Source organism: Janthinobacterium amylolyticum (assembly GCF_051380655.1).
In the GTDB taxonomy this organism is placed as follows: domain Bacteria; phylum Pseudomonadota; class Gammaproteobacteria; order Burkholderiales; family Burkholderiaceae_D; genus Janthinobacterium.
The window spans coordinates 362,357-388,860 of sequence record NZ_JBNYXL010000001.1 but is presented as its reverse complement, the minus strand read 5'-3'; the positions used below and the strand labels follow the sequence as shown (position 1 = coordinate 388,860).

General features: G+C 62.6%; 29 protein-coding genes. 10 read left to right on the top strand and 19 right to left on the bottom strand.

Features of this window, described 5'->3' with window-relative positions; genetic code table 11:
• Nucleotides 1-10: 10 nt before the first annotated feature.
• Nucleotides 11-1,390, bottom strand: a complete 1,380-nt coding sequence (locus tag ACQ4WR_RS01910; protein ID WP_436484944.1) for a serine hydrolase — start codon at nt 1,388-1,390, stop codon at nt 11-13.
• 23 nt (nt 1,391-1,413) lie between these two features.
• Nucleotides 1,414-2,379, bottom strand: a complete 966-nt coding sequence (locus ACQ4WR_RS01905) for a VirK/YbjX family protein (RefSeq protein WP_436484942.1) — start codon at nt 2,377-2,379, stop codon at nt 1,414-1,416.
• Nucleotides 2,380-2,755: 376 nt separating this feature from the next.
• Here ACQ4WR_RS01905 and ACQ4WR_RS01900 point away from each other — a divergent pair, with 376 nt between their 5' ends.
• From ACQ4WR_RS01900 to ACQ4WR_RS01885, 4 genes are all read left to right on the top strand, one after another.
• Nucleotides 2,756-3,052 (top strand): hypothetical protein, encoded by a 297-nt coding sequence (locus ACQ4WR_RS01900; protein ID WP_436484940.1) that lies wholly within the window; start codon nt 2,756-2,758, stop codon nt 3,050-3,052.
• Entirely contained in the window at nt 3,049-3,621 is a 573-nt protein-coding gene (locus tag ACQ4WR_RS01895) for a hypothetical protein (RefSeq protein WP_436484938.1), read from the top strand. The genes ACQ4WR_RS01900 and ACQ4WR_RS01895 overlap by 4 nt, the downstream gene beginning before the upstream one ends.
• Before the next feature lie 87 nt (nt 3,622-3,708).
• Nucleotides 3,709-4,152 carry a GNAT family N-acetyltransferase gene (locus tag ACQ4WR_RS01890; RefSeq protein ID WP_436484936.1) on the top strand — a complete coding sequence of 148 codons (444 nt, stop codon included), beginning with the start codon at nt 3,709-3,711 and terminating at the stop codon, nt 4,150-4,152.
• 393 nt (nt 4,153-4,545) lie between these two features.
• Nucleotides 4,546-4,818, top strand: a complete 273-nt coding sequence (locus ACQ4WR_RS01885; RefSeq protein ID WP_436484935.1) for a hypothetical protein — start codon at nt 4,546-4,548, stop codon at nt 4,816-4,818.
• 71 nt (nt 4,819-4,889) lie between these two features.
• On the opposite strand, the gene ACQ4WR_RS01880 is transcribed toward ACQ4WR_RS01885, so the two are convergent.
• Complete coding sequence (locus ACQ4WR_RS01880) at nt 4,890-5,912, bottom strand: DNA-binding protein (protein ID WP_436484933.1); 1,023 nt, start codon at nt 5,910-5,912, stop codon at nt 4,890-4,892.
• A gap of 221 nt (nt 5,913-6,133) precedes the next feature.
• On the opposite strand from ACQ4WR_RS01880, the gene ACQ4WR_RS01875 reads away from it, so the two are divergent.
• Complete coding sequence (locus ACQ4WR_RS01875; RefSeq protein WP_436484931.1) at nt 6,134-7,153, top strand: tyrosine-type recombinase/integrase; 1,020 nt, start codon at nt 6,134-6,136, stop codon at nt 7,151-7,153.
• Between the two features lie 499 nt (nt 7,154-7,652).
• On the opposite strand, the gene ACQ4WR_RS01870 is transcribed toward ACQ4WR_RS01875, so the two are convergent.
• The 5 genes from ACQ4WR_RS01870 to ACQ4WR_RS01850 all read right to left on the bottom strand — a co-directional run bounded on the left by ACQ4WR_RS01870 (nt 7,653) and on the right by ACQ4WR_RS01850 (nt 11,006).
• The gene (locus ACQ4WR_RS01870) at nt 7,653-8,075 is read right to left on the bottom strand and encodes a DUF4279 domain-containing protein (protein ID WP_436484929.1); all 423 of its coding nucleotides are present in this window, start codon (nt 8,073-8,075) and stop codon (nt 7,653-7,655) included.
• Nucleotides 8,076-8,156: 81 nt separating this feature from the next.
• The gene (locus ACQ4WR_RS01865; RefSeq protein ID WP_436484927.1) at nt 8,157-8,702 is read right to left on the bottom strand and encodes a hypothetical protein; all 546 of its coding nucleotides are present in this window, start codon (nt 8,700-8,702) and stop codon (nt 8,157-8,159) included.
• Nucleotides 8,703-9,603: 901 nt separating this feature from the next.
• On the bottom strand, nt 9,604-9,810 hold the full coding sequence (locus tag ACQ4WR_RS01860) for a hypothetical protein (RefSeq protein ID WP_436484926.1): 207 nt from the start codon (nt 9,808-9,810) through the stop codon (nt 9,604-9,606).
• Nucleotides 9,811-9,933: 123 nt separating this feature from the next.
• Nucleotides 9,934-10,392 carry a PaaI family thioesterase gene (locus ACQ4WR_RS01855; RefSeq protein ID WP_436484924.1) on the bottom strand — a complete coding sequence of 153 codons (459 nt, stop codon included), beginning with the start codon at nt 10,390-10,392 and terminating at the stop codon, nt 9,934-9,936.
• A gap of 80 nt (nt 10,393-10,472) precedes the next feature.
• Nucleotides 10,473-11,006, bottom strand: coding sequence for a MarR family winged helix-turn-helix transcriptional regulator (locus ACQ4WR_RS01850; protein ID WP_436484922.1), 534 nt, complete (start codon nt 11,004-11,006; stop codon nt 10,473-10,475).
• 220 nt (nt 11,007-11,226) lie between these two features.
• Between ACQ4WR_RS01850 and ACQ4WR_RS01845 the strand changes: the two genes are divergently transcribed.
• Nucleotides 11,227-12,279: an NAD(P)/FAD-dependent oxidoreductase gene (locus ACQ4WR_RS01845; RefSeq protein WP_436484920.1), complete on the top strand. Its 1,053-nt coding sequence runs from the start codon at nt 11,227-11,229 to the stop codon at nt 12,277-12,279.
• 21 nt (nt 12,280-12,300) lie between these two features.
• On the opposite strand, the gene ACQ4WR_RS01840 is transcribed toward ACQ4WR_RS01845, so the two are convergent.
• The 3 genes from ACQ4WR_RS01840 to ACQ4WR_RS01830 form a co-directional block, all read right to left on the bottom strand.
• A complete protein-coding gene (locus ACQ4WR_RS01840) occupies nt 12,301-12,759 on the bottom strand; it encodes a hypothetical protein (RefSeq protein ID WP_436484918.1) in 459 nt (152 codons plus the stop codon).
• A gap of 378 nt (nt 12,760-13,137) precedes the next feature.
• The gene (locus tag ACQ4WR_RS01835; protein WP_436484916.1) at nt 13,138-13,587 is read right to left on the bottom strand and encodes a hypothetical protein; all 450 of its coding nucleotides are present in this window, start codon (nt 13,585-13,587) and stop codon (nt 13,138-13,140) included.
• Between the two features lie 81 nt (nt 13,588-13,668).
• On the bottom strand, nt 13,669-14,550 hold the full coding sequence (locus ACQ4WR_RS01830; protein ID WP_180979459.1) for a LysR family transcriptional regulator: 882 nt from the start codon (nt 14,548-14,550) through the stop codon (nt 13,669-13,671).
• Nucleotides 14,551-14,647: 97 nt separating this feature from the next.
• Here ACQ4WR_RS01830 and ACQ4WR_RS01825 point away from each other — a divergent pair, with 97 nt between their 5' ends.
• Both ACQ4WR_RS01825 and ACQ4WR_RS01820 read left to right on the top strand, forming a co-directional pair.
• Complete coding sequence (locus ACQ4WR_RS01825) at nt 14,648-15,229, top strand: GNAT family N-acetyltransferase (protein ID WP_436484915.1); 582 nt, start codon at nt 14,648-14,650, stop codon at nt 15,227-15,229.
• Between the two features lie 128 nt (nt 15,230-15,357).
• Complete coding sequence (locus ACQ4WR_RS01820; protein ID WP_436485378.1) at nt 15,358-16,848, top strand: MFS transporter; 1,491 nt, start codon at nt 15,358-15,360, stop codon at nt 16,846-16,848.
• Between the two features lie 76 nt (nt 16,849-16,924).
• Here ACQ4WR_RS01820 and ACQ4WR_RS01815 read toward each other — a convergent pair whose 3' ends face one another.
• The 3 genes from ACQ4WR_RS01815 to ACQ4WR_RS01805 form a co-directional block, all read right to left on the bottom strand.
• Nucleotides 16,925-17,989, bottom strand: a complete 1,065-nt coding sequence (locus ACQ4WR_RS01815) for an alpha/beta hydrolase (RefSeq protein WP_436484913.1) — start codon at nt 17,987-17,989, stop codon at nt 16,925-16,927.
• Nucleotides 17,990-18,149: 160 nt separating this feature from the next.
• Nucleotides 18,150-19,607 carry an alpha/beta fold hydrolase gene (locus tag ACQ4WR_RS01810; RefSeq protein ID WP_436484911.1) on the bottom strand — a complete coding sequence of 486 codons (1,458 nt, stop codon included), beginning with the start codon at nt 19,605-19,607 and terminating at the stop codon, nt 18,150-18,152.
• 83 nt (nt 19,608-19,690) lie between these two features.
• Nucleotides 19,691-22,024, bottom strand: a complete 2,334-nt coding sequence (locus ACQ4WR_RS01805; RefSeq protein WP_436484909.1) for a heavy metal translocating P-type ATPase — start codon at nt 22,022-22,024, stop codon at nt 19,691-19,693.
• 98 nt (nt 22,025-22,122) lie between these two features.
• Between ACQ4WR_RS01805 and cadR the strand changes: the two genes are divergently transcribed.
• Together cadR and ACQ4WR_RS01795 are read left to right on the top strand one after the other, a co-directional pair.
• Complete coding sequence (cadR, locus tag ACQ4WR_RS01800) at nt 22,123-22,572, top strand: Cd(II)/Pb(II)-responsive transcriptional regulator (protein ID WP_102295888.1); 450 nt, start codon at nt 22,123-22,125, stop codon at nt 22,570-22,572.
• A complete protein-coding gene (locus ACQ4WR_RS01795) occupies nt 22,566-23,648 on the top strand; it encodes a hypothetical protein (RefSeq protein WP_436484907.1) in 1,083 nt (360 codons plus the stop codon). The genes cadR and ACQ4WR_RS01795 overlap by 7 nt, the downstream gene beginning before the upstream one ends.
• Nucleotides 23,649-23,737: 89 nt before the next feature.
• On the opposite strand, the gene ACQ4WR_RS01790 is transcribed toward ACQ4WR_RS01795, so the two are convergent.
• The 5 genes from ACQ4WR_RS01790 to ACQ4WR_RS01770 form a co-directional block, all read right to left on the bottom strand.
• Complete coding sequence (locus tag ACQ4WR_RS01790) at nt 23,738-24,178, bottom strand: hypothetical protein (protein WP_436484905.1); 441 nt, start codon at nt 24,176-24,178, stop codon at nt 23,738-23,740.
• Nucleotides 24,179-24,188: 10 nt separating this feature from the next.
• The gene (locus ACQ4WR_RS01785; protein WP_102295884.1) at nt 24,189-24,575 is read right to left on the bottom strand and encodes a hypothetical protein; all 387 of its coding nucleotides are present in this window, start codon (nt 24,573-24,575) and stop codon (nt 24,189-24,191) included.
• Nucleotides 24,576-24,687: 112 nt separating this feature from the next.
• Entirely contained in the window at nt 24,688-25,239 is a 552-nt protein-coding gene (locus ACQ4WR_RS01780; protein ID WP_180979458.1) for a DUF4142 domain-containing protein, read from the bottom strand.
• Nucleotides 25,240-25,344: 105 nt separating this feature from the next.
• Nucleotides 25,345-25,995, bottom strand: coding sequence for an SMI1/KNR4 family protein (locus ACQ4WR_RS01775; protein ID WP_102295881.1), 651 nt, complete (start codon nt 25,993-25,995; stop codon nt 25,345-25,347).
• A gap of 3 nt (nt 25,996-25,998) precedes the next feature.
• Nucleotides 25,999-26,397, bottom strand: a complete 399-nt coding sequence (locus ACQ4WR_RS01770; RefSeq protein ID WP_436484902.1) for a MerR family transcriptional regulator — start codon at nt 26,395-26,397, stop codon at nt 25,999-26,001.
• Nucleotides 26,398-26,504 lie beyond the last annotated feature (107 nt).

The following is a 26,504-nucleotide window of genomic DNA, read 5'->3' as shown; positions in this document are numbered from 1 at the left end:
TATCTGTTTGCTAAGGTTTTCGCTTGCCCGGCACGGCCTGGCCGTTCTGGTGCAGGACGACGCCGCTGATGGCGCCCTCGGCGTCGCGCTGGAACACCAGTTGCGCCTCGACCACCTTGTAGAAGAAAGTGTCCTTCGCGCTGGCGTACACGGGCGCTTCGCCCTGGCCCGTGGCGCCCACCAGCAAGCCTTCCGGTCCCTGGCGCACGCTGAGGATGAAGGTGGGCGCCAGCGCGTACTGGCCCGCATACTGCGCCAACTCGGATGGGGCGATGGCAATTTCCTTTGGCGCCGCGCCCGCCTTGGCCAGCGGCGGCAGGCTGCCGGGCACCAGCACGCCGACGCCCAGTCCGTCGACCTCGCGCGCGGTACTGCTGAGTATCACCACGCCGCGCTTGCCGTCGAGCGTATAGCCGGCAAAGCTGGCGTAGCCGCCCGTCTGCCCGTTGTGCCAGGCAAATGGCTGGCCCTTGATCTGGTCGAGTATCCACGCCAGGCCTGCCTTCCGCACGCCATCGCCGTCGCCTTCGCCAGCCAGAACCTGGCGCGGCTGCACGGCCAGCTGCTGCGCCTGGCCGGTGCCGCGCATGTATGACTGCATGTAGGCAACCATGTCGCGTGCGCTCGAGCGCACGGCGCCGGCGCCGGCGATAGCCTGGAAATCCCAGTTCGACGCCGGCTTGCCATCGGCCAGGTGGCCGGGCGCCAGGCGGGCGCGCAGGGCGGGCGTTGTCAGCGCCGAGCTGCTGGCCATGCCGAGCGGGCGGAAGATGCGCGCCTGCAGCAGTTCCTCGTATGACAGCTGCGATTGCTCCGCCAACGACGTGCCCAGCAAGCCGTAGCCCAAATTCGAGTATTCGTACGACGCGCCGGGCGCGCGCGCCAGCGCATGGCCCGCCAGAAAGGCGCGCAGCAGCGCCGTGGAATAGTCGGCGTAGGGATTGTTCGGCTGCGCCGGCGCCAGGTTGGCGGGCAGGCGCGGCAAGCCGGAAAAATGCGTGGCCAGCTGGCCCAGCGTGATGTTCTGCCCGCCGAAGGATGGGATGGCGTAGGCGGGCAGCAGCTCGGCGACCGGCTGCTCCAGCCGGGCCTTGCCGGCCACGACGGCATCGGCCAGCAGCAAACCCGTCATGGTCTTGGTGACGGAGCCGATTTCATACACGGTGTCGGCATCGGGCACGACCTTGTCGCCGGGCCGCGCGCGGCCGAAGCCGTACACGGCACTGTCCTTGCCCTCGATCACGGCGATGACCAGGCTGACATGCTTGCCGTCCCGCACCAGTGTTTCAGCCCGTTCACGGATGGCCGCATCGAGCGCGGGCGCGGCCATGGCACCGGCGGTGGAGAGGGACAGGATGGGCAGCAGCAAGGAGGGCAGGCGTGGCAGCATGATCGGTTCCGTCAGCTTGGTTGTTAATCAAGGGAAAGCATAGCATCTTCACAGGCCGGGTGGCTGTTTTGGCAAGGTGGTTGGCCTGCTATCGCTGAGGCCCCATCCAGCCAGCGCGCCAGCTGCATGCGCATCTCTTCCGCCATGGCCAGCAGCAATTCGCCGCGCCGGCGCGCATCGGCGCGCTTTTTCGATGGCACCCCGGCCAGGTCGGGCAGGCGGTAGGCCGCGCAGGGCAAGTGATAATTGCCGTCGCGCATGCGCAAGGCGCGCAATTCCTGCCATGCCAGGTCGTAGTCGGCGGCGATATGCCGGCGCCGGCGGGCATTCAGGGCGATGCGGTTGTCGTTGCTGACCAAAAATACATTGTTGCAGGCAAAGAAATCGCCGAAATCGCGCAGTGCCGTCACCATCAGGTTTTTTGGCCGGCAGCCGTGCAGCGCCCGCGTGGCGGCCTTGACGGCCAGCGCCCCGGCCTCCGAGCGCAAGCCTTGCAGCGCGCCCAGCTGCAGCGAGACACCGTCGGCGCGTGGGGTAAACAGGAAACTGGCCAGGTACAGGGGCTGGCCATCGCGCGTCAGGCGCAGGCACAGCTCGCCCTCGCGGTGGCTGTCGTGGATGGCCGTCAGCTGCAAGCGGTACGTTGCCGCATCCTTGCCGGCAAAACTGGCCAGCACCACAGGCTGCTGTGCCGCCCGTTCCACGAGCGGACGGGCACCGGCCTGCCACAGGAAACGGTAATGTCCCTCAATCAGCGCGCGGCGCGCCGCACAGCCCAGCTGGCGCGAAGCGTAGGGACGGTAAATCTTGAAGCGCAGGCAAGGGTGCAGCTGCGCCAGCGCGCACAGGCCCGGCATGCTGTCGAGGAAAGCTTGCCAGCGTGTGCGCTGGCGGGGGAAGAACAGGGCGCCCAGGGCCGCTTTCAGGCGGTGTCCGCCAGCGGCTGGCCGCAGCAGGAATGGATGGCTTTGCCGGAGAATGTCGTTCATGTTGGTACCTGTCGATGGCAGGCGCTGCACAATGAGCGCCTTGCCAGGTTCCATGCTATCGGGGATGGGTGAATTTCATATGAAGGAGACAAGGCAGACCGGCCACGGCCATGCAGTGCGCATATTCAAATGACAATCTTTCCCAAATGAAGTAAAGTAGCGCGGCGCCGTGCGCCTTTCATTCACTTGTCGTCTTCATACATCGTCTCTCCCTATGCCATTGCTTAAAATAGTTGCCCTGTTACTTGTGCTGGTTTTTGGCTACCTGCGCCATCGCATCGACGCCAGGCACCGCGAGCGCATGACAATGGCGGGAGGCAGTGAATGGGCTTATTATTCCCGCCGCAGCAAGGAAGGTTGCCGCGATGGCAGGTTCATGATGCGCTCCACCTGGCTGGGCCTTGCCGTGATCGCCGCATCCGGCGCCTATGTGGCAAGCCTGTTTCTTGCGACAGCCGCCCCTGGCGCCGCAGCGCTGGGCGCCACCGGCAACCCGCTCATCGCTCCTCTGGCCGCGCCACGGTTGACGGCGATCTCCGCCATGCAGGAACGCCAGGCGGCCGCGACACAAACATCTACCACCGTTGACGTCTGCCGCGATGGCACGCCAGCCGGCTGCACCGCCGCCTCGCAAACGGCGTCGGCATCGGCCCCAGCACGGCCCGCCACTTGAGACACTATCTTTACATCTGGCACGACCCGGCCGAACAGATGATCGTCGCGTCCGGGATTGAGTTCCGCGACTTCCTGCCTGCCTTGCTGGACGCGGGTGGCGTGCTGCTGCTCAAGGGCGATGCCAGGGTGGCCCAAACGGGCATGCTGCACGTACCGCGGCAGCAATTGCCCACGCTGGCGAGCGAGGATATCGCCGCCTGGGGCAGCCATGCCTGGGCCGATTATGCCGATGATGCCGCCGCCGCCTTGCCGCCGCCGGACGATGCCAGGCTGGCCGAGGCCGGCTATTTCGCCCGTCACGGCACACCGCAACACCAGCCCCGTATCGCCGTGCTGCGCAACCGTTTTATTGCCTACGCCCATGATGATGGCTGGTATCTGAAACTGTTTTACAGCGCATGGAGCGACGTCGCGGACTTTCTCGCCGCCGCCGTTCCGGCAGCGATTGCCACGCTGGACATGGCTGCCTTGCAGCGCGGCGATGCGGGCTGCTGGCTGCAGGGCGGCGTGGCGCACGCCGAAGTCAAAACGCACGACATCGACAGCGTGCTGAATCGCCGGCTGTAGGCTGATGACCTTATTCAACCCCGCGCATGCCTGTGCTGCCGGCATTGGCACATCCGCCTTGCACGCCGCTTCGGCAAGGGCGCCCGCATGACCGCCTGCGTCGTGCGGCCATACCTGCCGGCAGATAGCGCCGCCTGCGTGGCCATCCTGGCGCTGGCCGGACGGGACGCGTTCAGCGGTGTCGCCGACCACGCCGCTTTCCTGGCCGCCACGAAGGGTGAAGACATCTTCGTTGCCGAGCGCGACGGCGTCCTTGCCGGCTTTGCCGCCGTGTACACGGGCGCCACCCCCGAATATTTCCTGCATCACCTGTATGTGCACCCGGCCCACAGCCGCAAGGGCATCGGCGCGCAACTACTCGCTGCCGTGGTGGCGCGCTACGGCCCGCGCCTGAGCCTGAAGACGCAACTGCGCAACGATGGCGCCCGGCGCTTTTATGCGCGCGCGGGGTGGGTGGAAGATGACACGGATTGCGGCGTGGATGCCGTTGGCGCGTGGATACGCGTGCGCTGCCAGGCGCCGCAGGATTAAGCACGGCGGGATTGATGCAAGGTTGCTGCAAGCTTCAGCGATGTACACTGCAGGAAAATACCTGAGCTGCCAGGAAGAGCTCGCCCTATGCGGCGTCGCTGGCGGTTTCGCCCGCGACGCCGCGTCGCCTGCCGTGCGCAGGCAGACGGTGACACTAAGCGCTTGACCGAGAACCGCGTCCCTCATGCGCCTGGCCTTGCGCGGCGCACACAGGATTTATGCCGCCAAACAAGGGTCGGGTGCGGGCATTGCCATCAAATAAGCGGGTATGGCGAAGCGGATAAGGCGCGCACCGGGTGTGGCGACCACGTCCTTCACTGTACGCTTGCGCCTGCCAGCGGGGCAACACACGGCCACCAGCGCGCTTCCCATGCGCACAGCATGCCTGGGGCAATGCACAGTGATGATTCGCGCGCGGCCGGCCGTTTGCGCCCGCGCCGTGGCAATGGCCGCGTCCAGCACGGCATGACGCGCATGCGTGCAGCGCGGATGGCTGTCCAGCGCGACCTTGCCGGCATGAAAATCCTGCGCCCACTGCCGGCAAATCTGCCATTGCCCGCTTGCCAGGGGCAGCAGCGACTCGTCGACTGGCGTCAGGCTGAAATACGCCGCCTGGTCTTCGCCGTCGTCCGACGTGCGTCATCCGTCACCGCGCGGGAAAAATGATGGGGCTGGCCCTGGTGCAGGGTGATGCCCGTGCGCGGCCCGTCATGCATTGCCCCTACCGTCAGCACGGCTCAAAGATCGCGTTGCTCCTTCGATTCGATGAGCAGCGCCAGCCTGGCTGCCATGCCGGCGTTCTCGCGCAGCAGGCCGTCGCGCTCCAGCGCCAGGCTGTCGGCTTTCTGCCGGGAAGCTTGCATATTCTCTCCCAGCATGTCGAGCTGCCGGTCTTGCGCGGCCAGCGCCACCTTGGCGTCGTTGAGCGCCTGCAAGGCCGTATCGAGCTTGGCCAGCAGGGCGTCGGCGGAAGCTGCCGCCTGCAGATATTGAAACTCGAACTGGTCGCGCTCGGGGCGCACGCTTGCCAGCGCCTCGCGGTCGGCAGCCGCTTCCGTGGACAGGCGGGCCTGGTCCGCCTGCAGCTGCGCCAGGCGCATGTCTTGCTGCACCAGTGTCGCCTGCTGGCCTTGCAGGCGCTGCTGCAGTTGCGCGTTATCCTGTTCCAGCCGGCTGATCCGTTGCTGCGCCTGGACGCGCTCCTCGCTGCGCTGGGCGGCGGAGGCTTCCTGGTAATGATCGAACTGCGAGCGCACTTGCGCCAGCTGGCGGTTCAGGGCGGCGATTTCCTCGCCCCGGTCGGCCAGGCGCTGCGTCAGGCCCGCATTGTCGCTGTGCAGGGTGGCCAGGGTGACGGCGCGGAAATGGTGCTCTTCCTTCAGTTGCGACAGCGCATGCTGCGTGGCGCGCAGCTCCTGGGTGAGGGCGGCGCGCACCTCCGTCAGTTTCAGGCGCTCGGTTTCCGTCTTTTTCAGCTTTTCCGTGGCCGCATCGAGTTCGGCGCGGTTCTGCTGCATGCCCGCTTCCAGCTGCTGCGCCACGTCGCGCTGCTGCTTGTCATACACGCCGCGCATCGCTTCCATCAGTTCGGCCGGCAGGCCCGCTTCCGTTTTCACGGCGACCGCGCCCTGGAATTCTTCCTTCCAGCGTTTCAGCAGGGGCGCGATGGTGCTCTTGCTGCCCGTGCTGCCCAGTGCTGCGCGCACGCTGTCCACCGTGGGATTGCGCCCATCGGCAGCGACGATTTGGGCTGCTTTCATAACATCAGAGTACAGAATGCCGGTGCGGGCCATAAAACCACCTATGAGCGAAATTTAGTAACGTATTACATGATACGTAATATTGGATAATATTACGATATAAATTTTAAGTATTTTTTTAAAAATTAAGCCTCGATAAGATCGCTTATCGCGTGTTATGAAGCGGTTTTGCGTGGTATTCTGCGTACCTCCCAGTACAAAAGCGTGATGTCGCTGCCGCCATGCCCGATTTGCCCGTCCCGAAACGCCGTGCCGCCGTGACGAAAAACGCGCTCGCCACCCCGGCCTCATTACACGGCGCCATGGTCGATGCGCAGCTGGCCGCGCGCCACCAGGCGTTTCTGGCCGCCGCCACCTCCGATAACACGCGCCGCACCTACCGTTCCGCCATCCGCCACTTCCAGGCGTGGGGCGGGGCGCTGCCAGCTGACGAGTCCAGCGTCATTCACTACCTGCTGGCATATGCGGACAGCCTGAACGCGCGCACCCTGGCCCTGCGCCTGACGGCGCTGTCGCAATGGCATGTGTACCAGGCATTTGCCGACCCAGCGTCGACGCCCACCGTGCGCAAGACCCTGGCCGGCATCGCCCGCCTGCACGGCAAGCCGAAAAAGAAGGCCAAGGCCCTGCCGCTGGAAGACCTGGAAGTCATCGTCGCGCAATTGCACGCTGTGGGCAGCCTCAAGGCCCTGCGTGACAGCGCCTTGCTGCAGCTGGGTTTTTTTGGCGGTTTCCGGCGCAGCGAACTGGCGGGATTAAGGCTGGAAGACGTGGCCTGGGAGCCGCAGGGCATGGTGATTACCTTGCCCCGCTCGAAAACGGATCAGCTGGGCGAGGGCATCGTCAAGGCGATTCCGTACGGCGACGGCATCTGCTGTCCGGCCACCGCCCTGCGCGCGTGGCTGGCGGCGGCGCAGATTGCCTCCGGGCCGCTCATGCGCACGGTGAATCAATGGGGCCACGTGAGCGCCAAAGCCCTGCATGCGAGCAGCATCAACACCATCCTGGCAAGCTGCGCCAGGCTGGCGGGCCTCGATTACGTGCCGGACCTGTCCAGCCACAGCCTGCGCCGCGGCATGGCCACCAGCGCGCACCGCGCCGGTGCCGATTTCCAGGCCATCAAGCGCCAGGGCGGCTGGCGCCACGACGGCACCGTGCATGGCTATATAGAAGAGGCGGGACGGTTTGAAGAAAATGCGGCGGGCAGCTTGTTGAAGGCAAAGAGCAAGCCGCTGAGGTGAGGTGAGGTGAGGTGAGAGGGCCGACAACACCTTGCCGGCATCATTGCAGCAGTGAACGGGACGGCCAACCTGATGCTCGTGACGTTGTGTTGTACGTCCGTTATCGCCCCATAGCGGACGGTCGCGCCTCAGGTCCGCTACCAAAGCTGAACGGCTAAAAATCAGACCTTCACTTGTCGTGGTGAAGCAGAAACCATATAGTTGCGCCAAGTAAGATGAGAAGAAATGGAAGACGGAAAACGCAGAACATGAGTAATTGAAACTGCCATTCGGTCTCATATCCGACTAAGTCAGGAATATCGAGACGGCTCTTCACGTAATAGTACGCGTAGCCCCCCGACACAGCCATCCAGATTAGAAATGCAAGTGCTAGCGATTTTTTGAGTGATGTTGGCGTGGTCATTTATGGTCATTACTACTCGATATACGGGACCCTACTCTGCAGCGTCTCACCAAATTCTGGCGCTCAGCGAAGGACGGGTTTTGGCCGATTTCGGCCTTAGACCTCGTGTCCATGGTCTTCGACATAGTAGAAATCTAGGTCCAACGATAAACCTAGCTGCGCGGCCTGTCGAATCTGTTCACGGCTAAAACTTTGACCATGTCCTGTGGCAGGGAAATAACCAACACATTGAAGCATAATGTCGAAATCTACCCGTAACTTCCGGAGTGCCTCGGATTTCGGGCGGAGCCTCTGAAAAAGCACCTCTAAGTGTGAATCTAGCGCGACTGTGTCGTCAACGCCACTACTTAGATGCCAACTCATGAAGCTGCGTGGTTTGCCGTTCCGAGGATTCATATCGCCAACGTTCCAAGCTTCCGTCGGGTTAATCCCAACGATGCGTGCAACCTCTTCGTGAGTTCCTGGTCCAGTAATACGCAGATAGGCATATTCACGGCAGGTGAGCGGTGGTGATGTCATGGATTCCTAATTTAAGGGAAAATTCAATGTCTGCTGCTGGCCGGTTGGCGTCGTTGGTGGCCTCTGTCCCGATGTGGACGTCTAGATTCGTTCGACCGATGGTTGTGCATTCACGAACAGCACTACGTCAGAAACGGTACTCACATTGCCGTAATACGGGTTGCGCTCGGTGTGCTCTAGTGACCTTCCGGCCCTCATAGCAACGTCCTCTATGAGATCGTCCACGTCATCGACATCCAAACCTAAATCGCCCATGAGTGAGTCCGATGCTCGCACTGGAAACGCGACGAACGGCCTTAGAAAAGCTTGCAGTTCCTGATGCGCCGCGCGGATGATCCAGGTGTCGGTTCTTCTTTTGTCAAAACTGCGGGCGAAATGGCATATCGATTCGCCTTCGCGTGCGGAAACCAGGGTTTGAAGACGCTGCTTTTCACCCCGATTCGAAACGGTGCTATAGGCGCAAAAGATACAGACCAAAGCACAGCTAACGCCCAAAACCCGGGCAGATGAGGCGTATATAAAGTACGCGAACCCGACCGCCACCATGGTCAGGAACACCGTCAGTGGGATGATAGGCTGTTTGGCCTTCTCCGCCATTTTTCTAGATGGCAATCGTATTGCTCCCATTGCATCTCCTTTTACGCCCTATCGTGATTATTCATCGGCTGCTTTTGGCCGATCTCAGCCATACAGTGTGCGGCAACTGTCGGCCCTAAAGTAGGGGGGCGAGCACTACATGTTTAATCGTGCAAAACAATCTGAACTTCGATGCTTCGCGTTGTCGCAAGCGCGCGGAGAAAGGTGCGGAGCATTCGAATCTCATCTCCAATCGCGCCGCTAACACTTGGCAGGCCATAGACTAACACCCGCGCAGGTAATGTAAACTCACTGGAATTACAGAGCAGATATTGAAGGAATTTCCAAGTTATTTCCCTATCGATTGGTACGCCAAAAGCGACCGCAACGGATTGACGAACGAACAATGCGTTCTTCGCGTAGGTAAGATCTATCGTTACTTGCTTGTTGCAAATATCTGTCGAGTTAATCATGGCCGGGTGTAGCTCTAACGCAGCGTCCGCTATTAGCCGGTTGCCGTCGTGGGCAGTTTCCGCCCCAAAGCGGACGCTTAGAAACGTTCAATCTGACGCACTTTCTCCTGACAAATCAAACGCTCTGCTATACGGTCGGCCAGGTCGGGTTTGATACTTATCATGCATTTTTGAAACGACGACGCTCTAACCTTAAGCACATAGATTGCCCATGCGCACATTGGTGCAGGCACGACCAACTCAAAGAAGTATCGCCCTTGGTCGTCTTCCACCAAGGTATAAACGAAATTCTGTCTGCGTATTTCCTTCATTCAAACCTCTTATTTTGCGTCTCGGCGAAGAGTCTTTATTCGTTGGGCGACAAAGTAGCGGTCCCTGCCCTGTGGAAAGTGTCCGCTCTTGGCTGATAGCGGACTACTAGAATAGCTAAGTGTGTAGCATTATTGCTCTTTTAAAAGGAAAAAAACAGGAAATTGATATCACGAGGCGTTCCTGGATAGCGGTTTGATGGAATGAATGCGCTCCCTGGCCGGGGTGCCAAAGTGCGCCGCCAGCCGGACCCGGCAGCCGTTGAGGATCAGCAAGCGCAGCATGGCCGGCGAGCGGTTCATCGATTTCACGGTGATGGCCGCAAAGCCGTGCTCACGCACCCAGGGTTCCTGCCGTTCCGGCAAGCGTTGCGCCATGCCAGCTTGCCAGTGCGCGGGCAGCACGCCGCCCGGCAGCCAGACAAGGAACCACCCTCGGCGGCACAGCCGGCTTGCAGCCCACGGGCTGGCCCTCCGCGTCCGCGATGCTGCCGCTGCGTATCATGCGGCCGCTTGTTCCCGCTCGGCCGGGCGGATGATCATGCAGGTGGCCGTCGCGTGCGCATAGATTTTGCCGGCCTCGTCGCGGATGGTGCCTTCGGAAATGACCAGGTTGCGTCCTGCATTGATGACTTTGCCTTCCGCATACACCGTTACGTTGAAGGGCAGGGGGCGGCACATTTTGATGTTCAGGTCGGTCGTGCCATAGCTGACACCGGCCGGCAAGACCGTGTGCGTGGCGCAGCCAGTGACCGTGTCGAGCACGGTGGCGGCAAAACCGCCATGCACGCCACCCATGGGATTGGTGTGGCTTTCGTTCGCCGTCGCCGTGAAAATGACGCGGCCGTGTTCGACCGTTTGCGCATCCATGGGCATGGTCTTGGAAATACCAGGGCGGGGAAACAGGCCTTGGGCGAATGCTTGCATCAGTTGCAAGCCGGTCATGTCGTTCGGGTGCATGGGAAACTCCAGTGGGGTGGGGGAAATGGCAATGCTTGACCCTGCAGCAATGACCGGGGCGGAAGGGGACGCCGGGTCCCTCAGTCTGCGACCCCGGCTTTTGCCTGCGGGTTGACTTGATCTTGCGTAAAACGAAGGCGTGAAGCATGCAGCAGAAAGCGGGCGACGATGGCCAGCTCTTCCTCGCTGAAGCCTGCTTTCAATTGGGCATTCAGGCTGTCGAGCAGGGGCAGGGCGGCGGCCAGTACCTCGGCGCCTTCCGGCGACAGGTGCAAGGTGCCGGCCCGCGCATCGCGCGCCGACTGGCCACGCACAATGAGGCCGTTTTCTTCCATGCGCGCCACCAGGCCCGTCACGGCGGAGTTTTTCAGCTGCAGCAGCCGCCCCAGATCCTTCAGCTGGCAGCCTTCTTCGCCTTTCAGGGCAAACAGGGCCACCACTTGCGTGCCCGAGTAGCCCAGTTCACTGGTAAACACGGCGTCGGCCGAGCGGAACAGATTCTGGCGCGCCAGGCTGAGCAGATTGAACAGCCGCGGCGAACGCTCGCGCAGCGGGCAGGGGGCAATGTCGGCGGCTTCGCTGCTGGCGGATGGGGTAGGGATATTGGTACGCATGCGAAGTATACTACTACGTATGCGTAATAAATCAAGGCGTGCTGGCAATCTGCTGGTGACGGGACTGGAAGCGTTGCCAGGAGCCGGGCCGGGCGTGGCTGTGCACCCCGGTCTGCGCAGGGGCGCACTCAAGTAGCCGAGTTCGCCGCCATGAATCTGGCCGACGCTATAATCCAGGCCCGGACAGCGGCAGCAACCATCAGATAAAAGGTCAGCGGCAATGCATCATGCAGCATCAAAGCACATTATCGTCATCGGCGCCGGCATCGTCGGCGCGTCGCTGGCCTACCACCTGGCCAGCAAGGGCGCGCGCGTCACAGTGATCGAGGCGCACGGCATCGCTTCCGGCGTGACGGCCACCTCGTTCGCCTGGATTAACACCTCGCATGCCGGATCCGACCCCATCGCGCCATTGCGCGCCGGCGCCATCGCGGCGTATCGCCGGCTCGAAACGCACGTGCCGGGACTGGCGGTGCGCTGGACGGGCGCCTTGTCGTATGGCACGCAGGATGGACGCGTGTCGCCGTCGTGCGTATTGCTGGACAAGGCGAAGATTGCGGCACTGGAGCCGCAGCTGCGCCATCCGCCGGAGCAGGCCTTGTACGAGCCGGAGCAGGGCGCCCTGGATGCGGTGGCGGCAACGCATGCCTTGCTGGATGCGGCGCGGCACCATGGCGCGACCATCCGCACGCACACGCCGGTGGTGGGTTTCAGCGTAAGGGGCACAACAGTGACAGGCGTGGAAACGCCGAATGACGCCATCGATGCCGACCTCGTCGTGCTGGCGGCCGGCACGGGCACGGCGGCGCTGGCGCAGAAACTGGGCGTGCACCTGCCCATCGCCGCTTCACCCGCCATCTTCATGCGCTATCAGGCACCGCCCGGACTGGTGCGCGGCATCATTTCCAGCCATGCGATGGAAGTGCGGCAAACCGACGATGGCACCCTGCTGGCGGCGGAAGACTATGTGAACGACGCGCCTGAAAACCAGCCCGCCGCCATGGCGCAGCGCACTGCTGGCGCCATCCACGGCGAGCTTGAAGGCGTGGATTTTCTGGCGCCGGAACTGGCTTGTGTCGGCCTGCGGCCCATGCCGGTAGATGGCGTGCCGGTCGTCGGCTATCTGCCGCAAGTGGACGGCGTGTACGTGTGCGCCATGCATCCGGGCGTGGTGCTGGCGGCGATTGTCGGGCAATTGGCCAGCGCGGAAATCATCGGTGGCGAACCAGCTTCGGCGTTGAGCGCCTGCCGGCCTGCGCGGTTCCAGGCCTAGAATTCCTGTATCTTCGTCGACTTATGGCACGGGCACCACGAACACGGGCAGGATGAACGGCACTTGCTCCTGCTCATCCTCTTCCTCGGGCGGCGCCTGCATGACGTGCGCGTTGTGCCAGTCGCCGTTCACCACGCGCTCGGCGATCAGGGCCAGGTCCTGCGTTTCGCGCAGTTCGCAGCGAAACGGCAGCCGGCCATGCGCGCGCGACACCAGGCTGAAGCGCAACTGGCGGCATTGCGCATCGTGCCAGCAATAGAACAGCATCTCCTCCCCTTGAAGCGCGCTGCTGCGGGCCGCGATCAGCTGGCCGATAAATACCGCCAGATCCTCGGCAGTGATCTGCGGCGTTTCCTCTTCCGTGGGCGAAAAGCGCCACATATTGCTGATCGCTTCGTGATTGATGTCGGTGGGATCGATTTCCACGGCATCGTCTTGCGCCATGGCGAACCAGTTATTCAGGACTGTTGAGTGAATCATGTCAATCTTTCTCTCTTTACGCAGGGGCGCAAGGTGTGACGGTACTGTTTGTCGGCGCAAGTCATCTCTCAAGGCAGGGGCAAGTCGCGCCAGTGCAGTCCGGCAGGCCACGGCCGGCCATGCAGGACAGCGATAAAAACGTCGGTAACGGCGCTGTGGGTGAACCATTCATCTGACCGCAGGGCGATGTCGTCGCCGCCGAAAGCCAGTATGCTGCCATCCACATATGCCGCCACCTGCAAGCCGCACATAATTGCCTAACTCATCGGTCAGGGAAGCATAAGAATGGGGGCCATGACTGCGTAGCCTGCCTGATCTCTTTTTCGCTGGGGGCCGGGAGCGGTGCTTTGTTCTCGATATCCAGTCGCACGGGGATCCTTACACATGCGGGTTTTGCTTCAATACTGGTGATGATTCCGGAATAGCAATGCCATACTTTTGACCCAGGCCATCATAAATATCCAGAATGCCATTTTCAACGCGTGACCAGGTGCCGCCATGGTGAAAGAATGAGAGCAATGGCTCATACGGATTTGCATGTTCGCGCGTCGATACATGCCGGTTCCAGGCCAGATAAGCACGTGCAATCTGAGGCCTTCGCTCTGGCGGGCAGGCGAGAAGAATGGCCATCGCCCGCCGCGGCATTTCCAGTTCTCCCGCGATTCTTGTCCAGCCGAGCACAGGCGGCCAGCTTGACGGCAGGCAACCGTGGAATTGTTTCCATCGCACTAACGCTTCAGCGAAGTAGGCGTGCAGCGCATCGAGAGGCAACATGGGGCCGGTCGACACCATCGTGAGCAGCCATTTTTCTTCATTCTTGCTGAGCATTGTCTTGATTTCCAGAACCAAAGTCCGATTATAGAGCGGCACTCGGATCGGGCGCCATCCTGCTGATACCGGCCGGACGATTCATCCCCTCGGCCCATCGAGCAGCAACTCCGCCAGCCTGTTCGTCAGCCACAAACTCGTTTCGCTGAGCTTTTTCCCATGCAGCGACAAGCGCCGCACGGGCAGGCGCGACAGGGCCAGCGCGGGGCAGGGCACTTCCTGCAGATAGCCCTTGTAGTTGTCGTAGTTGGCGATGTTCAGTGGCAGGATGGCCCAGCCCAGCTCGTCCGCGACCATTTCCGCGATGCTGTAAAAACTGTCGGAGAACCAGACGGCGGGGCTGAACGCGTGTTCGCGGTTCAGCTCGGAATCCATGATCAGCTGGCGGTAGCGCGTCAGTTCGTTGCGGGTGACTTCCTGGCCGTGCGCCATCGGGTGGCCTTTGGCGACAAACACGCCTTGCGCCACGCTGCCGATGTGCTGCTGTTCCAGCACGGGGGAAATCGGGCCACGGTCGAAGTGAAACGCCACGTCGGCCTGCTGCTGTTCCACGTACTGCGCCACTTCCGACGCCGTCGCGTTGAGCATCACCAGTTCCAGCGCCGGGTAGCGCGCCGCCAGTTCTTTCACCAGGGTACCGATGGCCAGGTAGGGCAGGGCTTCGTCCAGGGCCAGGGTCAGCTGCGCTTCCGGCGCGGCGCTCAGCAGCTGCGCGCGCAGCTGCAGGCGCTCGGCCTGGCGCAGCAGTTCGCACGCTTCCAGGTGCATCACCTTGCCCGCTTCCGTCAGCACGGCGCTGCGGCGGGAACGGTCGAACAGTTCCACGCCAAATTCCGCTTCCAGCAAGCCGATCGAGGTGCTGACCACCGATTGCGCGCGGCCCAGCCGGCGCGCCGCGCCCGAGAAAGAACCGGCCGCGACGGCCGCCTCAAAGTAGCGCATTTGTTCCAAAGTCCATTGCATGGTATCCACCTATCTGTTTTACAGATGGATTTTAACTTGAATGCCATCCAGGGGCGACATAAAATGCATTTACTAATTCAATAACACGAGATCCGCCATGAAAAACGCCCAAGCCCATACCCCCGCCATCCGCTTCAGCTGGTGCCACGACGCCACCGCCGAAGACGCGCTGTGCAAGCTCTACCTTGATAACGTCAGCGCCGACTATATTTCCCATTCGGAACTGCAAGGCGAGCGCGCCGATGCGCCGGGCAACTGGCGCGCGGACTTGCCTGAAGTGATACGCGGCGAAATCCGCGCCGCCCTGTCGCATGACTGGGAGCATGGCGATTCGACCCTGCTGGCCGTCGCCAGCGCCGGTGACGACATCGTCGGCATGGCCCTCGTGTCGATCGACACACGCCAGCGCGCCTCGAAATCGTTTGCCGCGCTGGACGACCTGGTCTTGCTGCCCGCCGTGCGCGGCAGCGGCATCGGCAGCCTGCTGGTGGAGTGGGTGGCAAGCGAATTGCGCAGCCATGGCATCGCCCGCCTGTTCCTCGAATGCGGCGCGCACAACCTGACGGCGCAGAAATTCTTCCAGGGCCGTGGCTTCAAGCAAGTGTCCGTCGTCATGCTGCGTGAACTTGACGTAGTCGATGCCGCCGCCGTGGATGACAAGGGTGGTGATCGTGGCTGACGCCCGCTGCCCCCGACCAGCCCAGGCCCGTGGCAGCCTGGAACGTAAATATTTGCGCAGCACTCGCTTTATCCAAACAGACAGTTGTTAAAAGTTAAATAGAAATCAATGAGTTACCCATGCATTCAATGAAAAAATGGCTGACGCTGGCCATCGTCTCCAGCGCCCTGTTCCTGATCGTGGTCGACATGACCGTGCTCTACACCGCCTTGCCCGCGCTGACGCGCGACTTGCAGGCATCTTCCTCGCAAAAACTGTGGATCATCAACGTGTATGCGCTGGTCGTCTCCGGCTTGCTGCCCGGCCTCGGCACCCTCGGTGACCGCCTCGGCCATAAACCCGTTTTCCTCGCCGGCCTGGCCGTGTTCGGCATCGCCTCGCTGTGCGCCGCGTTTTCGCCCGCGCCCGAATGGCTGATCTTTGCCCGCGTGCTGCTGGCCATCGGCGCCGCGCTGATGATGCCGGCCACCTTGTCCATCATCCGCCTGACCTTTACCGACAACCGCGAGCGTTCGTTCGCCATCGGCGTGTGGGCGGCCATCGCCTCGGGCGGTGCCGCCTTCGGTCCCGTGCTCGGTGGTTTCTTGATGGAACATTACTGGTGGGGTTCCGTGTTCCTGATCAACGTGCCCGTCGTGCTGCTGACCCTGGTGCTGGCCGCCGTCATCCTGCCGAAACGGGCCGGCAACCGCGACAAGCCATGGGATCTGGCCGGTTCGCTGCAAATCATGATGGGCCTGCTCGGTGGCGTGTATGCCATCAAGGAACTGGGCAAACCACAGCCGTCGTATGCGCTTGCCGCGCTGGCCTTTGCCGTGGGCGCCATCTTCATGCTCACCTTCGTGCGCCGCCAGAAGCGGCAAGCCAAGCCGCTGATCGACTTCGCCCTGTTCCGCGAACTGCCGTTTTCCAGCGCCGTGGCCGCCGCCATGGTGGCCTCCGCCGCGCTGATCGGCATGGAACTGGCGCTGAGCCAGCACATGCAGCTGGTGCGCGAACTGTCGCCGCTGGAAGCGGGCCTGCTGCTGCTGCCGCTGCCGCTGGCGTCCGTGTTTGCCGGTCCGCTGACGGGTTTCATGCTGCCGCGCGCCGACAAGGCCATGGTCCTGTGGGGTTCGCTGTTATTGTCCGGTGTCGGCATGGCGTCCTATTTGCTGCTGCATGACGCCGCCGTGTCCGCGCAAGTGGCCAGCCTGGTGATCCTGGGCCTGGGCCTGGGCGCCGTCATGACGGCCGCGTCCAGCGCCGTGATGCTCAACGTGGCGCCGCAGCAAGCCGGCATGGCCGCCTCGATCGAGGAAGTGTCGTATGAACTGGGCGCCGTGATCGGCGTGACGGTGCTGGGCACGATCTTGTCGGCCGTCTACAGCGCCACCCTGGTAATCCCGGAAAGCGCGGGAGTCTTGCCCAACGTGCACGATACTTTGGACGCGGCATTGCTGGCCGCCGAGCAATTGCCGGCCGAGCTGGGCCTGCAAGTGTCGGAACTGGCCCGCTCGGCCTTCGACAAGGCATTTATTGTCGTCTTGGCCACGGCGTCCGGCATATTGATGGCGGCGGCATTCGCCATCCGCCATCTGCACCTGAAGGCGCGCCGCGCCGTCGCTACGCTGGCCTGATTTATGCAGGCTTACGCCCCGACATTGCCTTGACCACTGGCACCGCCGCACAGGCAGCGGGTCAGCGGCAGGCTGTTCAGGGCAGCAGCGGCGCTACCTGTTCGCGCAAGACCTTCCACTGGGCGTCCAGCACAGCCTGGTTCGGATCGTGGCCGGCGCGTTTCACAAGCGTAAAACTTTTCTTCGACGCGCTGATGCTGTCGAAGTAGGCATGCGCGATGGCGGGCGAGGTGAGCAAGTCGGCTTCGCCCATGATGAGGAAAAAGGGCAGGTCGAACCGCGTGCCCAGCGCGGGCAAGTCGACCTTGGCAAACATGCCATCGCCCTGCATGCCGATGAACTGGATGTACGAGTAATCATCGGCCGCCTCGGCATCGGCCAGCGCTTGCGGCGTGGCATAGAACGGTGCCGGCTGCCACCAGTGTTTCGGTGGCGCATCTGTTACCAATCCTTCATATTTGCGGTCGAAGCGGCGCAGGATGCCGAAATTGCGCGGGTCGCGCCACGGCGGCGGGCCCAGCGCCGTCAGCTTTTCCACGGTGGCCGTGTCCCTGGCCGCTTGCGCAAGTTGCATGACTTGCGCATACATGCCGGCTTCGTTCTGCCGCGCATTGACCACCTGCGCCGTGCCAACATACGCGTGAAACAGGTCCGGCCTGGCCTTGGCCATGTGCACGCCCATGATCGAACCCCAGGAACTGCCCATCAAGATGACTTTATCCTGGCCCAGGTGCTGGCGCAGATAGCTGGCAACGGCGATGCCGTCGTCGCGCATCTGTTCCACCGTCAAGCGGACATCTTCCGCTGGCCGCTGTTGTGCATACGTCATGCCCGCGCCGCGCTGGTCCCATTGCACCAGCGTGTAGTGCTGTTCCCAGCCGTCGTAGATGGCCTCGGCAAACGGACTCAATGCGTTGCCGGGGCCGCCATGGATGAAGAGGATCACGGGATTGCGGCACGCCGCCCCCTTGACCGTGATCCATTGCGCGATGCCGTTGATGGGCACGTAGCCTTGCTCGTGCACCGCTTGTTCAGGCGTGGCACAGATGGAAGGAGCCGGGGAGCCAGGCGTGGCCGATGCAGCTGCCTGGGCCACGCCCAGGCAGGAGAGCAACGAGAGTATCGAACAGAATGTGTGCATGGGACTCCTGGCAGGATGATGTCGTGACGACGCCGGCGGCGTGAGCATTTCAAGCGGGGCTTAAAAGCCGGGGTCGCTTCCTTCGCAATCGGAACAGGCCCCGTCGGGGCTGATTTCCCCGGCGAGTGTGCCCTGGACTTTGCTGTCGGGTTTTGACACCTTATAAGCCGCAATCCCGCACCCGCTTGCCGGCGATAAAGCGCTGGCTCGCCTGCTCGAAGCAGGCCGGCGCCGTCCACAGGATGAAATGCGGGGCGTTCCGCACGCTGGCCAGCGCCACCTTGCCTGACTTGCTCTGGATCAAGGCCTGCACCTGCGCCTGCGCGCCCGCGTACGGCGTCTTCGGATCCAGTGTGCCCTGCAGCACCAGCGTGGGCGGCAGGTGGGCCGGCAGCTGGCCGAAATAGGCATCGCGTGGATACGTCGGCAAGCCGCCGCCCAGCAGGATGCGCGGCAGCGGACTGGTAAATAGCAGTCCCGCTTCTTTGCGCTCGATATCGGCGGCGCTCCAGCCTGGCCGCAGCGATGGCTGCAGGTTGTTTTCCGCATTGCTGATGATGCTCACCAGGGGAATCGACGGCGGCGACTGCGGATAGCTGCCCAGGCTGGCGGCGGCCTCGGCCAAGGTGGCGCGCACGGCGGCCAGTTCCGCCTCGCCGCCCTGGTCCAGCTCGCGCAGCAAATAGGGCATGCGGGCGCGGGCGGCCGGCACGTCGAGCATGCCGCCCAGGAAGTTTTTCAGGTTCTTGCCAGGGATGCCGGCCAGCAGGGCAGGGTCGGCTTGCACCTTGTCCAGCACGCGCCGGTACAGCGTGGCGGCCGGTTCCCCCAGTGCCGCGTGGCACGCCGGGTCCGCATCGCACTGGGCCAGCACCTGCATGCCGACGGCATTGACCACCTGCGAGCGCTGGCTCAAGTCCCAGCGCGGATCCGTTTGCGGCGGCACCAGCGAGTCGAGGATGACGCCTTGCACGGGTAGCGGGCCCAGCTGCAAGGTGCGCAAGACCAGTTGCGTGCCATACGACACGCCATACAGATACACGGGCGGCTGCCTGAGCTGGCGCGTCGCGGTGCGCTCGCCTTCGATCAAGGCTTTCAGGTCGCGCGCGGCCGTGGTGATGGAAAACTGCGCCGCGTAAGCGGGCATCGCGTTAATGCCAGCAAAGCAACTGCTCCACTCGGCGCCAGCCAGGGCACGGCCGCCGGGGCTTTGCGCGGATTCTTCCACACGGCACAGGCGCGAGGAGTTGCCCGTGCCGCGATGGTCGGGGATGAGGAATTCAAAACCGGGAAAGCTGCGGCGCAGGGTGGGCAGCAGGCTGTAGAACGAGGCGCCCGATTCGCCGGGGCCACCGGCCACCAGCCACAAGCTGCCTTTTGGCGCTTGGCCGGCAGGCAGGTCGGCGGGAATCTTGCGCACGAAGAGGTGCATGGCGCCCGCGTCCGCGTCGCCGACGGCGCCGCCCTGCGCGTCGTAGCTGCCGGGCACGTTCAAGCCCGAGCACTGGCTGCCAGGCAGGGCCGTGTCGGCACACGGAGTGAAGAGCATGGGTTCGGCGTGCAGGCCGGCGCCCAGCAAGAGCGTGGCCAGCAGGGGCAGGCGGGGCAGAAAGGTCATCGGCTACTTTGCGGCAGTGGTGGAAGCCCACAAAGTAGCTTTTTTTGCATGACTTGTCCAGATGAAACTGTTCCTGGACAGGTTTAGCTGGTCTTGCCTTTGCGCAGCAAGCGCAGCCCATTTGCCACCACCAGCAGGCTGGCGCCCACGTCGGCGAACACGGCCATCCACAGGGTCGCCATGCCAGCCAGCGCCAGGCCGAAGAACACGGCCTTGATGCCGATGGCAAAGCTGATGTTTTGCACGAGGATGGCGCGCGTGCGCTGGCTCAGGCTGATGAATTCCGGCAATTTACCCAGTTCATCATCCATCAGGGCCACGTCCGCCGTCTCGATGGCCGTATCGCTGCCGGCCGCGCCCATGGCAAAGCCGATGTCCGCCTGCGCCAGGGCCGGCGCATCGTTGACGCCGTCACCGAGCATGGCGACGACGCCGAACTGCTGCTGCAAGGCCTTGATTTCATCCAGTTTATTTTCCGGCAGCAGTTCGGCCTTGACCAGGCTGACACCCACCTCAAGCGCGATGCGCTGCGCCGTCAGCACATTATCGCCTGTCAGCATGACGGTGGTCACGCCCAGCGCATTCAGGCGGGCGATGGCGGACGCTGCCGTCGGACGCAGCACGTCGGCCACGGCGATCACGCCCAGCGCGGCCGTTTGTGTGGCCAGGACCATGGCCGTGTAGGCTTGCTGTTCCAGTTGCGCCAGCAGCGTTTGCAGTTCCGGCGTCAGCACGTGCAACTCCGTCATCAGCCGCGCATTGCCCAGGTAATACGTCTGGCCATCGATGCTGCCGCGTACGCCACGGCCGTGCAGGGCGGCAAACTGGCTGACAGGCAAATGGCTGCTGGCGGGCGGGCCAGCCTTGACGATGGCGGCGGCCAGCGGGTGGGCGGAATTGGCGTCCAGGCTGGCGGCCAGCAGCAGCACCTTGTCGCGGCTGCTGCCGTCCAGCGCCACCACGTCGGTGACGGCCGGTTTTCCCATGGTCAGGGTACCCGTCTTGTCGACGGCGATGGCCTTGATGCGGTAGCCCGTTTCCAGGAATTGCCCGCCTTTGACCAGAATGCCGCGCCGCGCGGCCGCCGTCAGGCCGCTGACCACCGTGACGGGCGTGGAAATGACCAGCGCGCAAGGGCAGGCGATCACCAGCATCACCAGCGCTTTATATATCCAGTCCATGAACGGCGCGCCCAGCAGCAAGGGCGGCAGCACGGCCACGAGGATGGCGAAGACGACGACGGCAGGCGTGTAATAGCGGGCGAAATTGTCGACGAAGCGCTGCGTCGGCGCCTGTTTTCCCTGTGTTTCCTCGATCACCTTGACGATTTTCGCCAGGGTGCTGTTGCCGCTGTTGGCCGTCACGGTGACGTCGAGCACACCGCGCTCATTGATGGTGCCCGCATACACGACGTCGCCTGCGGCCTTGTCGACCGGCATGCTTTCGCCCGTGATCGGCGCCTGGTTGACGGACGATTCACCGTTTTGCACGACACCGTCAAGGGCGATGCGCTCGCCCGGTTTCACGCGCATGAGGGCGCCGATGGCCACCGTGGCGACCGGAACTTGCGGCCAGGCACCGCCGGCGTCAGCAACGTTGGCCACGTCGGGCGCCAGCTGCATCAGGCTTTGCACGGCATTGCGCGCGCGGTTCAGGGACAAGCCTTCGATCAGTTCCGCGATGGCGAAGAGGAAGATGACCATGGCCGCTTCCGGCCACTGGCCGATGGCGATGGCGCCGAAAACCGCCAGGCTCATCAGGAAATTGATGTTCAGGGTAAAGGTTTTCAGGGCGATCCAGCCTTTTTTCAGGGTCGGCCAGCCGCCCGTGGCGATCGACAGCAGGGCCAGGGCGATAACCAGCGGCGAGCTGTCTTCATGCGTAGTCCACGCCAGCGCTTCGGCGCCTGCCGCTGCCAGGCCGGACACCACCAGCAGACCCTTTTGCAGGCCGCTGAGGCTGCCTTCGTTCGGGTCGCGCGCAACCACCGCATCCGCTTCCATGGGGATCGCCTGCATGCCGATGCCATGCAGTGCCGCTTCCACCGAGGCCAGCGAGGGCAGGGTGTGGTGCACGTCCAGCACGCGGTTCATCAGGTTGAAATCCAGGCCCACGACGCCGGCCATGCCGCCCAGCTTGTTGCGGATCAGACGTTCTTCCGTGGGGCAATCCATGTTGGCGATGCGGTATTTGGCCGTGCTCGCGCCATCGATGGGGGCGCTGGGCAGGGCAGGCGCCGTGCTGGCGGCTGGCGTGGACGAGCATGCGTGCTTGCTGGAGCAGCAACTTGCCGCCTGCGCTGCGGCGGCCGGCGCTGGTTCGTGCGCGTGCGGCTGGGCATGGTCGTGCTTGTGATCGTGCTTATGATCGTGCTGGTGGTCATGCTTGTGATCGTGATCGTGGCTATCGTGTGGCATCGCTTCATCCTTCAGGATTCGTGTATGCTTCCATTAGAAACCCTGTAGCCGCTACAGGGTCAAGCGGAATTTGCGTGTTGAAATGAAAAGGGGATGCCATGCGTATCGGAGAACTGGCCAAACGGACAGATTGTGACGTGGAAACCGTGCGTTACTATGAAAAAGCGGGCTTGCTGCAAGAGCCAGGCCGCAACAGTGCCGGCTATCGCGAATACCGGGAAGAGCACCAGGAACGGCTGCAATTCATCCGCCATTGCCGCTCCTTGCAGATCGGCCTGACGGATATCCGCGCCTTGCTGGAATTTAAGAACAACCCGGCGGAAGGCTGCCAGAGCGTCAATGAATTACTCGACCATCATATCCTGCGCATCGCCGAGCAAATGGCGAACTTGCAAACCCTGCAACAGCAGCTGGTGACCTTGCGCCACCAGTGCGACCGGCCGCAGCCGTCGCAAGACTGCGCCATCCTGCAAAACCTGTCCGAGGCGGCCAGCGGGCATGACTGTGCCTGCCATACCGACCTTCCCGAAGCGATTGTTGCATGTTGAAACTGTTGCCCAGAAAAACCTTACTCACTTTATCCCTGCTGTCGCCGCTGAGTCATGCTACCGATGCGCCTGCCACCGCTGGCCACTACCTGATCCTGTATGCGGCGCCCGGCGTGCCGCAAGACGATGACCCGTACACTTGGAGCACTGTTGGCGGCAAGCAGCTGGCAAGAGGCGTGACAAAGGCCGACGGCCGCGCCTATCTCAAAGGGGAAACCGGAGAAGAAAATTATGTCCTGAAAACCGTCAGCACGCGTTGGCAACTGAAGGTGGCCACCCGATGCTGGCAGGACGCGCCGGAGACCTTCGTGGGCTGCGTTCAGCTGAGCAACACCACCAGCCGGTATGAGGAAGAGCAGGAGGTGATCAAGCTGGCGGAGCAACAGAAAGAAGTCAAGATGCAAGCCAACATCGCTGCCTATGCGGTGCAAGCGAGGGCCAACGACGATGCGTTGGCCTGGCTGGGCCGCTTGCCTTCGAACTGGACTCTAGACAGCTATGGCGCGCGCCTGCTGCGTATAGGCGACAAGGTCGCCGCGCAGATTGCCGGCGCGCTCAAGGAGGGCGGCCCCGACGCACGCCAGTTTGTCTGCCGCGCGCCCGATTATTACGGCCCCGTGCCTGAACAGGCTGCCGTCAATGCGTGGATGGCTGCACCGCGCGCCGTGCGCGGCGCACGTTCCGGTCCAGCCTGGGATGCATTGGTGGCGGCCGGTAAAAAAGGCAACTGGATGGCCCGCCTGGAACTGTATTACACCTTGTCCAGCGAAAATGTCAGCGAACTAAGCCTGCTGGAACAGTATCGCATCGTGCAATTAATGGAATGGCTGCAGCAGAAACAGGTCGGCGGCCTGTACAGTTATTTCAGCGCCAGCATGCCTGCCGCGCCCGGCAATTCACGCAGTAAGAGCTGGCGCATACAGGATCAGGCCACCCTGTATGCGGCCATGCTCGGCAGTTACGACAGCCAGAACAGCCAGGGCAGGATCTTGCAGGCAGATGCGGCCCCGTCACTGGCGGCCGCTGGCAAGCGCATGCGGGCTTGCGCCGAGGCTTACTTGCCGCAACGGCAGTAACATGACATCCCCCATTCCGGCAGTTGAATGACCGGGATAGGTACCGACAATATCGCACAGCGGCAGCCCGGCACCGGGCGGGCCCAGCGCTACCAGTCGGCCGGGTTTTCCGCCGCGGCCCTGGCAAGGTCGTCGCGCCAGTCCTGCTGTGCCAGCCGGTAAATGTCCGCAAAAAAGGCGCGCGGATCGTCCATCCCGTCCCACTTGGCGGGCAGCGCATAGGTGGTTTCCGGGTCATGTTCGAGGATGGCGGCAAAATCGTAAGCCTGGTCTTGCAGCGCTTTTTTCAGCACCTGCACCAGCACGTAGCGGTGCCGGTAGCCGAGTTCCTTGTATTGCGAGATGATGTCGCGGCGTATCAGCGCCGCGCGCTGGGCCGCATCGTTCATGTCCCAGGTGCCCAGCTCCACGCCCAGGGTTTCTTCACGGTCATACACGTCGAAGGGACCGAGGAAATGGTACAGCGTGGGGACGTAGGGGGCGTCGCTCCAGGGGCCGCGCAGCCCTGTCTGTCTGATTTTCGGCATCATGGCTCCCCGTTCAGGCGCATTGGGGCAGGGTCCAGCCCTCGTAGCCGAGGTCGGTCGGGTAGATCGCGCGGCTCTGATTCTGGCCCCAGCGGGCATGGTCGAGCAAGCCGTCTTCATGCATGTCCAGCACCCATTCCGTACTTTCCAGCAAGGTGCCATCCTTGTGGTACACGCGGAAAAAGGTCGACGTGCTGAGCGCGCGCACGATGTTATGCGGCACGCCATTGCCGTAATGGGGCACGAAGGTCTTGATCACGCAGGTGCCCTTGTCGTTCCATTGCTGCGCATACACGGTGGCATTGCGCGCAGCCGCCACCTTGATGAACAGCCAGGCGGCCAGCAAGACGATGAACAGGAAGGCGGCCGTAATCAGGCCAGTTTTCTTGAGTAGCTGCATGAGGTCATGGCGTCGCCAAAAACAGAGTTGCCGCATTGTATTCCAAGCGTGCCGTACTTGCCGTACAGCACGTACGGCAAGTATCTCGCTGCCTATTCAGCGCATTGCCGCTCTATTTTGCCAGCGCCGTGTGCAGGGCGTTGGCCATTTCCAGGTGATGTTGCAACGCTGGCAAGGTCTTGGCGGCAAATGCCTTGATGTCGGGATCGCTGGCTTTCTGGCTGGCATCGGTGAACAGCTTTACGGCATCTTTGTGCGCCGCGACACCGATGCTGGCCGCATATTCCTTGTCGAACTGCGCGCCTTCCAGGCGGCTCAACTTGTCGATCTGCGCCTTGTGCTTGGCGCCGGGCTGATCGCTGACTTCGATCTGCTTGCTGCTGGCTAATTGCTTGAGCTCGTCGGCCACTTTCGTGTGGTCGGTCACCATGGCATCGGCGAAGGTCTTCACTTGCGCATTGCTGCTCTTGCTTTGCGCCACTTTGCTGGCGGCGATTTCCGTGCTGCCCGCGTCAGCCGCCTTGCTGAGAAACTGCTTGTCGTAGGCGCCCGGCGCGGCAGCGGCGATGCTGTTGATGGCGATGCCGCTCAACAGTGCTACGGCGGCGCCGATGGCCACGTGCTTCAGGGAAGGGCCGCGGCTACTGGTGGTAGAAATACGCATGGGAAGTCCTTTCATGTCATGAGTGGTTTTTTCTGCAAGCTGAAGATAATGTTAAGCTTCCAGCCTGCGCACACCCATAGGACAGGCGCGATCATTCCCGTAGGACTAGTCCTGTTCGTTAGCGTACAGTTCCACCTGTTTCAGCGCAAACAAGGCTGTGATGCCGGCATCGCGGCGCCAGGCGGGCATGCCGATATCCAGCCATTCCGCCATCGCTTCCAGGTGGGATGGCTGCGAGACGCTGTGTTCGAGTTCGTCAAGCACCGTGTCGCGGTCGATGTACAGGCTGTCCAGCCAGGCATCGAACGATGGCGCCAGGGCGATGAAGCCATGGGCGCGACGGGCTGTCCATCCCGGCAACTCCTGCACAAAACTCACGACTCTGCCACCGCCTTCCGGCGTCAGGTCAAGAAAGACCATGGAATTGCCGCCATCACGGGCAAAGGGCAGGATTTGCACGGGCATGGCCATGTGCTGGCGCGCGGCGCGGATTTCCCCAACCAGGGTTTCATCGCAAAAATCACCGTCCTCCGCGCTGAAAAAGGTGTTGAAACCCATCTTTTCCACGCCACCCTCGCCGTCGGGCACGTCGCAGGTGTAATCGAAATAAGCGCCGTTAGCCACTTGCAAAAAAGCCAGGAAGGCGGACGGCAAGGGCGCTTCCAGCAGGGTTTCGATGTCGGCAATCTGCTGCGCAGTGGGCGCGGGCTTGGCACCGTCGAGCGCCAGGTGCCGGTATTGCGTGTAATAAGTCATTGATTATCCTGGTAAATTACTGGCAAGCTGCATGCCGTCGGCGCAGCCCGTCTCCACCTTGGCCAGCGCATCGACAAGACCGGCGCGCAGCACGGCCATGGAACGGGCCTTGTCGTCGATCTGGGCGATTTTCGTTTCCAGCATGATGCGCTTGGTTTCCCCATCGAGGGCGTTTTCCTGCCACACGGCAATGACTTCGGCGATTTCCCTCAAGGTAAAACCCAGCGCCTTGGCATGGCCGATCAGCTCGATGCGCCGCAGCGCCTGCGCCGAGTATTGCTTGTAGTTATTCGTCATGCCCGGTTGCGGGGCGGCATCGAGCAGCCCCTGGCGCTCATAAAAGCGCACCGTGTCTTTCGACACGCCCGTCAGACGGGTGATTTCTCCGATACGCATCGTCATTACCTTTCTTGCAATTGATGCAATGCGAAAACTGCGCGGCGCAAAGCTATGCAACACAGCATGCGCACTTTTTTGCGTTCCATGCTTGACCATGGACTAAAGACCAC

Coding starts and splice junctions, on each gene's coding strand:
- ACQ4WR_RS01780 (WP_180979458.1), bottom strand. CDS start 25,239: ATGCGTATTTCTACCACCAGTAGCCGCGGCCCTTCCCTGAAGCACGTG.
- ACQ4WR_RS01845 (WP_436484920.1), top strand. CDS start 11,227: ATGCATCATGCAGCATCAAAGCACATTATCGTCATCGGCGCCGGCATC.
- ACQ4WR_RS01905 (WP_436484942.1), bottom strand. CDS start 2,379: ATGAACGACATTCTCCGGCAAAGCCATCCATTCCTGCTGCGGCCAGCC.
- ACQ4WR_RS01835 (WP_436484916.1), bottom strand. CDS start 13,587: ATGCTCAGCAAGAATGAAGAAAAATGGCTGCTCACGATGGTGTCGACC.
- ACQ4WR_RS01850 (WP_436484922.1), bottom strand. CDS start 11,006: ATGCGTACCAATATCCCTACCCCATCCGCCAGCAGCGAAGCCGCCGAC.
- ACQ4WR_RS01890 (WP_436484936.1), top strand. CDS start 3,709: ATGACCGCCTGCGTCGTGCGGCCATACCTGCCGGCAGATAGCGCCGCC.
- ACQ4WR_RS01840 (WP_436484918.1), bottom strand. CDS start 12,759: ATGATTCACTCAACAGTCCTGAATAACTGGTTCGCCATGGCGCAAGAC.
- ACQ4WR_RS01825 (WP_436484915.1), top strand. CDS start 14,648: ATGAAAAACGCCCAAGCCCATACCCCCGCCATCCGCTTCAGCTGGTGC.
- ACQ4WR_RS01820 (WP_436485378.1), top strand. CDS start 15,358: ATGAAAAAATGGCTGACGCTGGCCATCGTCTCCAGCGCCCTGTTCCTG.
- ACQ4WR_RS01775 (WP_102295881.1), bottom strand. CDS start 25,995: ATGACTTATTACACGCAATACCGGCACCTGGCGCTCGACGGTGCCAAG.
- ACQ4WR_RS01795 (WP_436484907.1), top strand. CDS start 22,566: ATGTTGAAACTGTTGCCCAGAAAAACCTTACTCACTTTATCCCTGCTG.
- cadR (WP_102295888.1), top strand. CDS start 22,123: ATGCGTATCGGAGAACTGGCCAAACGGACAGATTGTGACGTGGAAACC.
- ACQ4WR_RS01865 (WP_436484927.1), bottom strand. CDS start 8,702: ATGGGAGCAATACGATTGCCATCTAGAAAAATGGCGGAGAAGGCCAAA.
- ACQ4WR_RS01900 (WP_436484940.1), top strand. CDS start 2,756: ATGATGCGCTCCACCTGGCTGGGCCTTGCCGTGATCGCCGCATCCGGC.
- ACQ4WR_RS01770 (WP_436484902.1), bottom strand. CDS start 26,397: ATGACGATGCGTATCGGAGAAATCACCCGTCTGACGGGCGTGTCGAAA.
- ACQ4WR_RS01805 (WP_436484909.1), bottom strand. CDS start 22,024: ATGCCACACGATAGCCACGATCACGATCACAAGCATGACCACCAGCAC.
- ACQ4WR_RS01785 (WP_102295884.1), bottom strand. CDS start 24,575: ATGCAGCTACTCAAGAAAACTGGCCTGATTACGGCCGCCTTCCTGTTC.
- ACQ4WR_RS01870 (WP_436484929.1), bottom strand. CDS start 8,075: ATGACATCACCACCGCTCACCTGCCGTGAATATGCCTATCTGCGTATT.
- ACQ4WR_RS01885 (WP_436484935.1), top strand. CDS start 4,546: ATGCACAGTGATGATTCGCGCGCGGCCGGCCGTTTGCGCCCGCGCCGT.
- ACQ4WR_RS01860 (WP_436484926.1), bottom strand. CDS start 9,810: ATGGCGCAACGCTTGCCGGAACGGCAGGAACCCTGGGTGCGTGAGCAC.
- ACQ4WR_RS01810 (WP_436484911.1), bottom strand. CDS start 19,607: ATGACCTTTCTGCCCCGCCTGCCCCTGCTGGCCACGCTCTTGCTGGGC.
- ACQ4WR_RS01830 (WP_180979459.1), bottom strand. CDS start 14,550: ATGCAATGGACTTTGGAACAAATGCGCTACTTTGAGGCGGCCGTCGCG.
- ACQ4WR_RS01815 (WP_436484913.1), bottom strand. CDS start 17,989: ATGCACACATTCTGTTCGATACTCTCGTTGCTCTCCTGCCTGGGCGTG.
- ACQ4WR_RS01875 (WP_436484931.1), top strand. CDS start 6,134: ATGCCCGATTTGCCCGTCCCGAAACGCCGTGCCGCCGTGACGAAAAAC.
- ACQ4WR_RS01880 (WP_436484933.1), bottom strand. CDS start 5,912: ATGAAAGCAGCCCAAATCGTCGCTGCCGATGGGCGCAATCCCACGGTG.
- ACQ4WR_RS01910 (WP_436484944.1), bottom strand. CDS start 1,390: ATGCTGCCACGCCTGCCCTCCTTGCTGCTGCCCATCCTGTCCCTCTCC.
- ACQ4WR_RS01790 (WP_436484905.1), bottom strand. CDS start 24,178: ATGATGCCGAAAATCAGACAGACAGGGCTGCGCGGCCCCTGGAGCGAC.
- ACQ4WR_RS01855 (WP_436484924.1), bottom strand. CDS start 10,392: ATGCACCCGAACGACATGACCGGCTTGCAACTGATGCAAGCATTCGCC.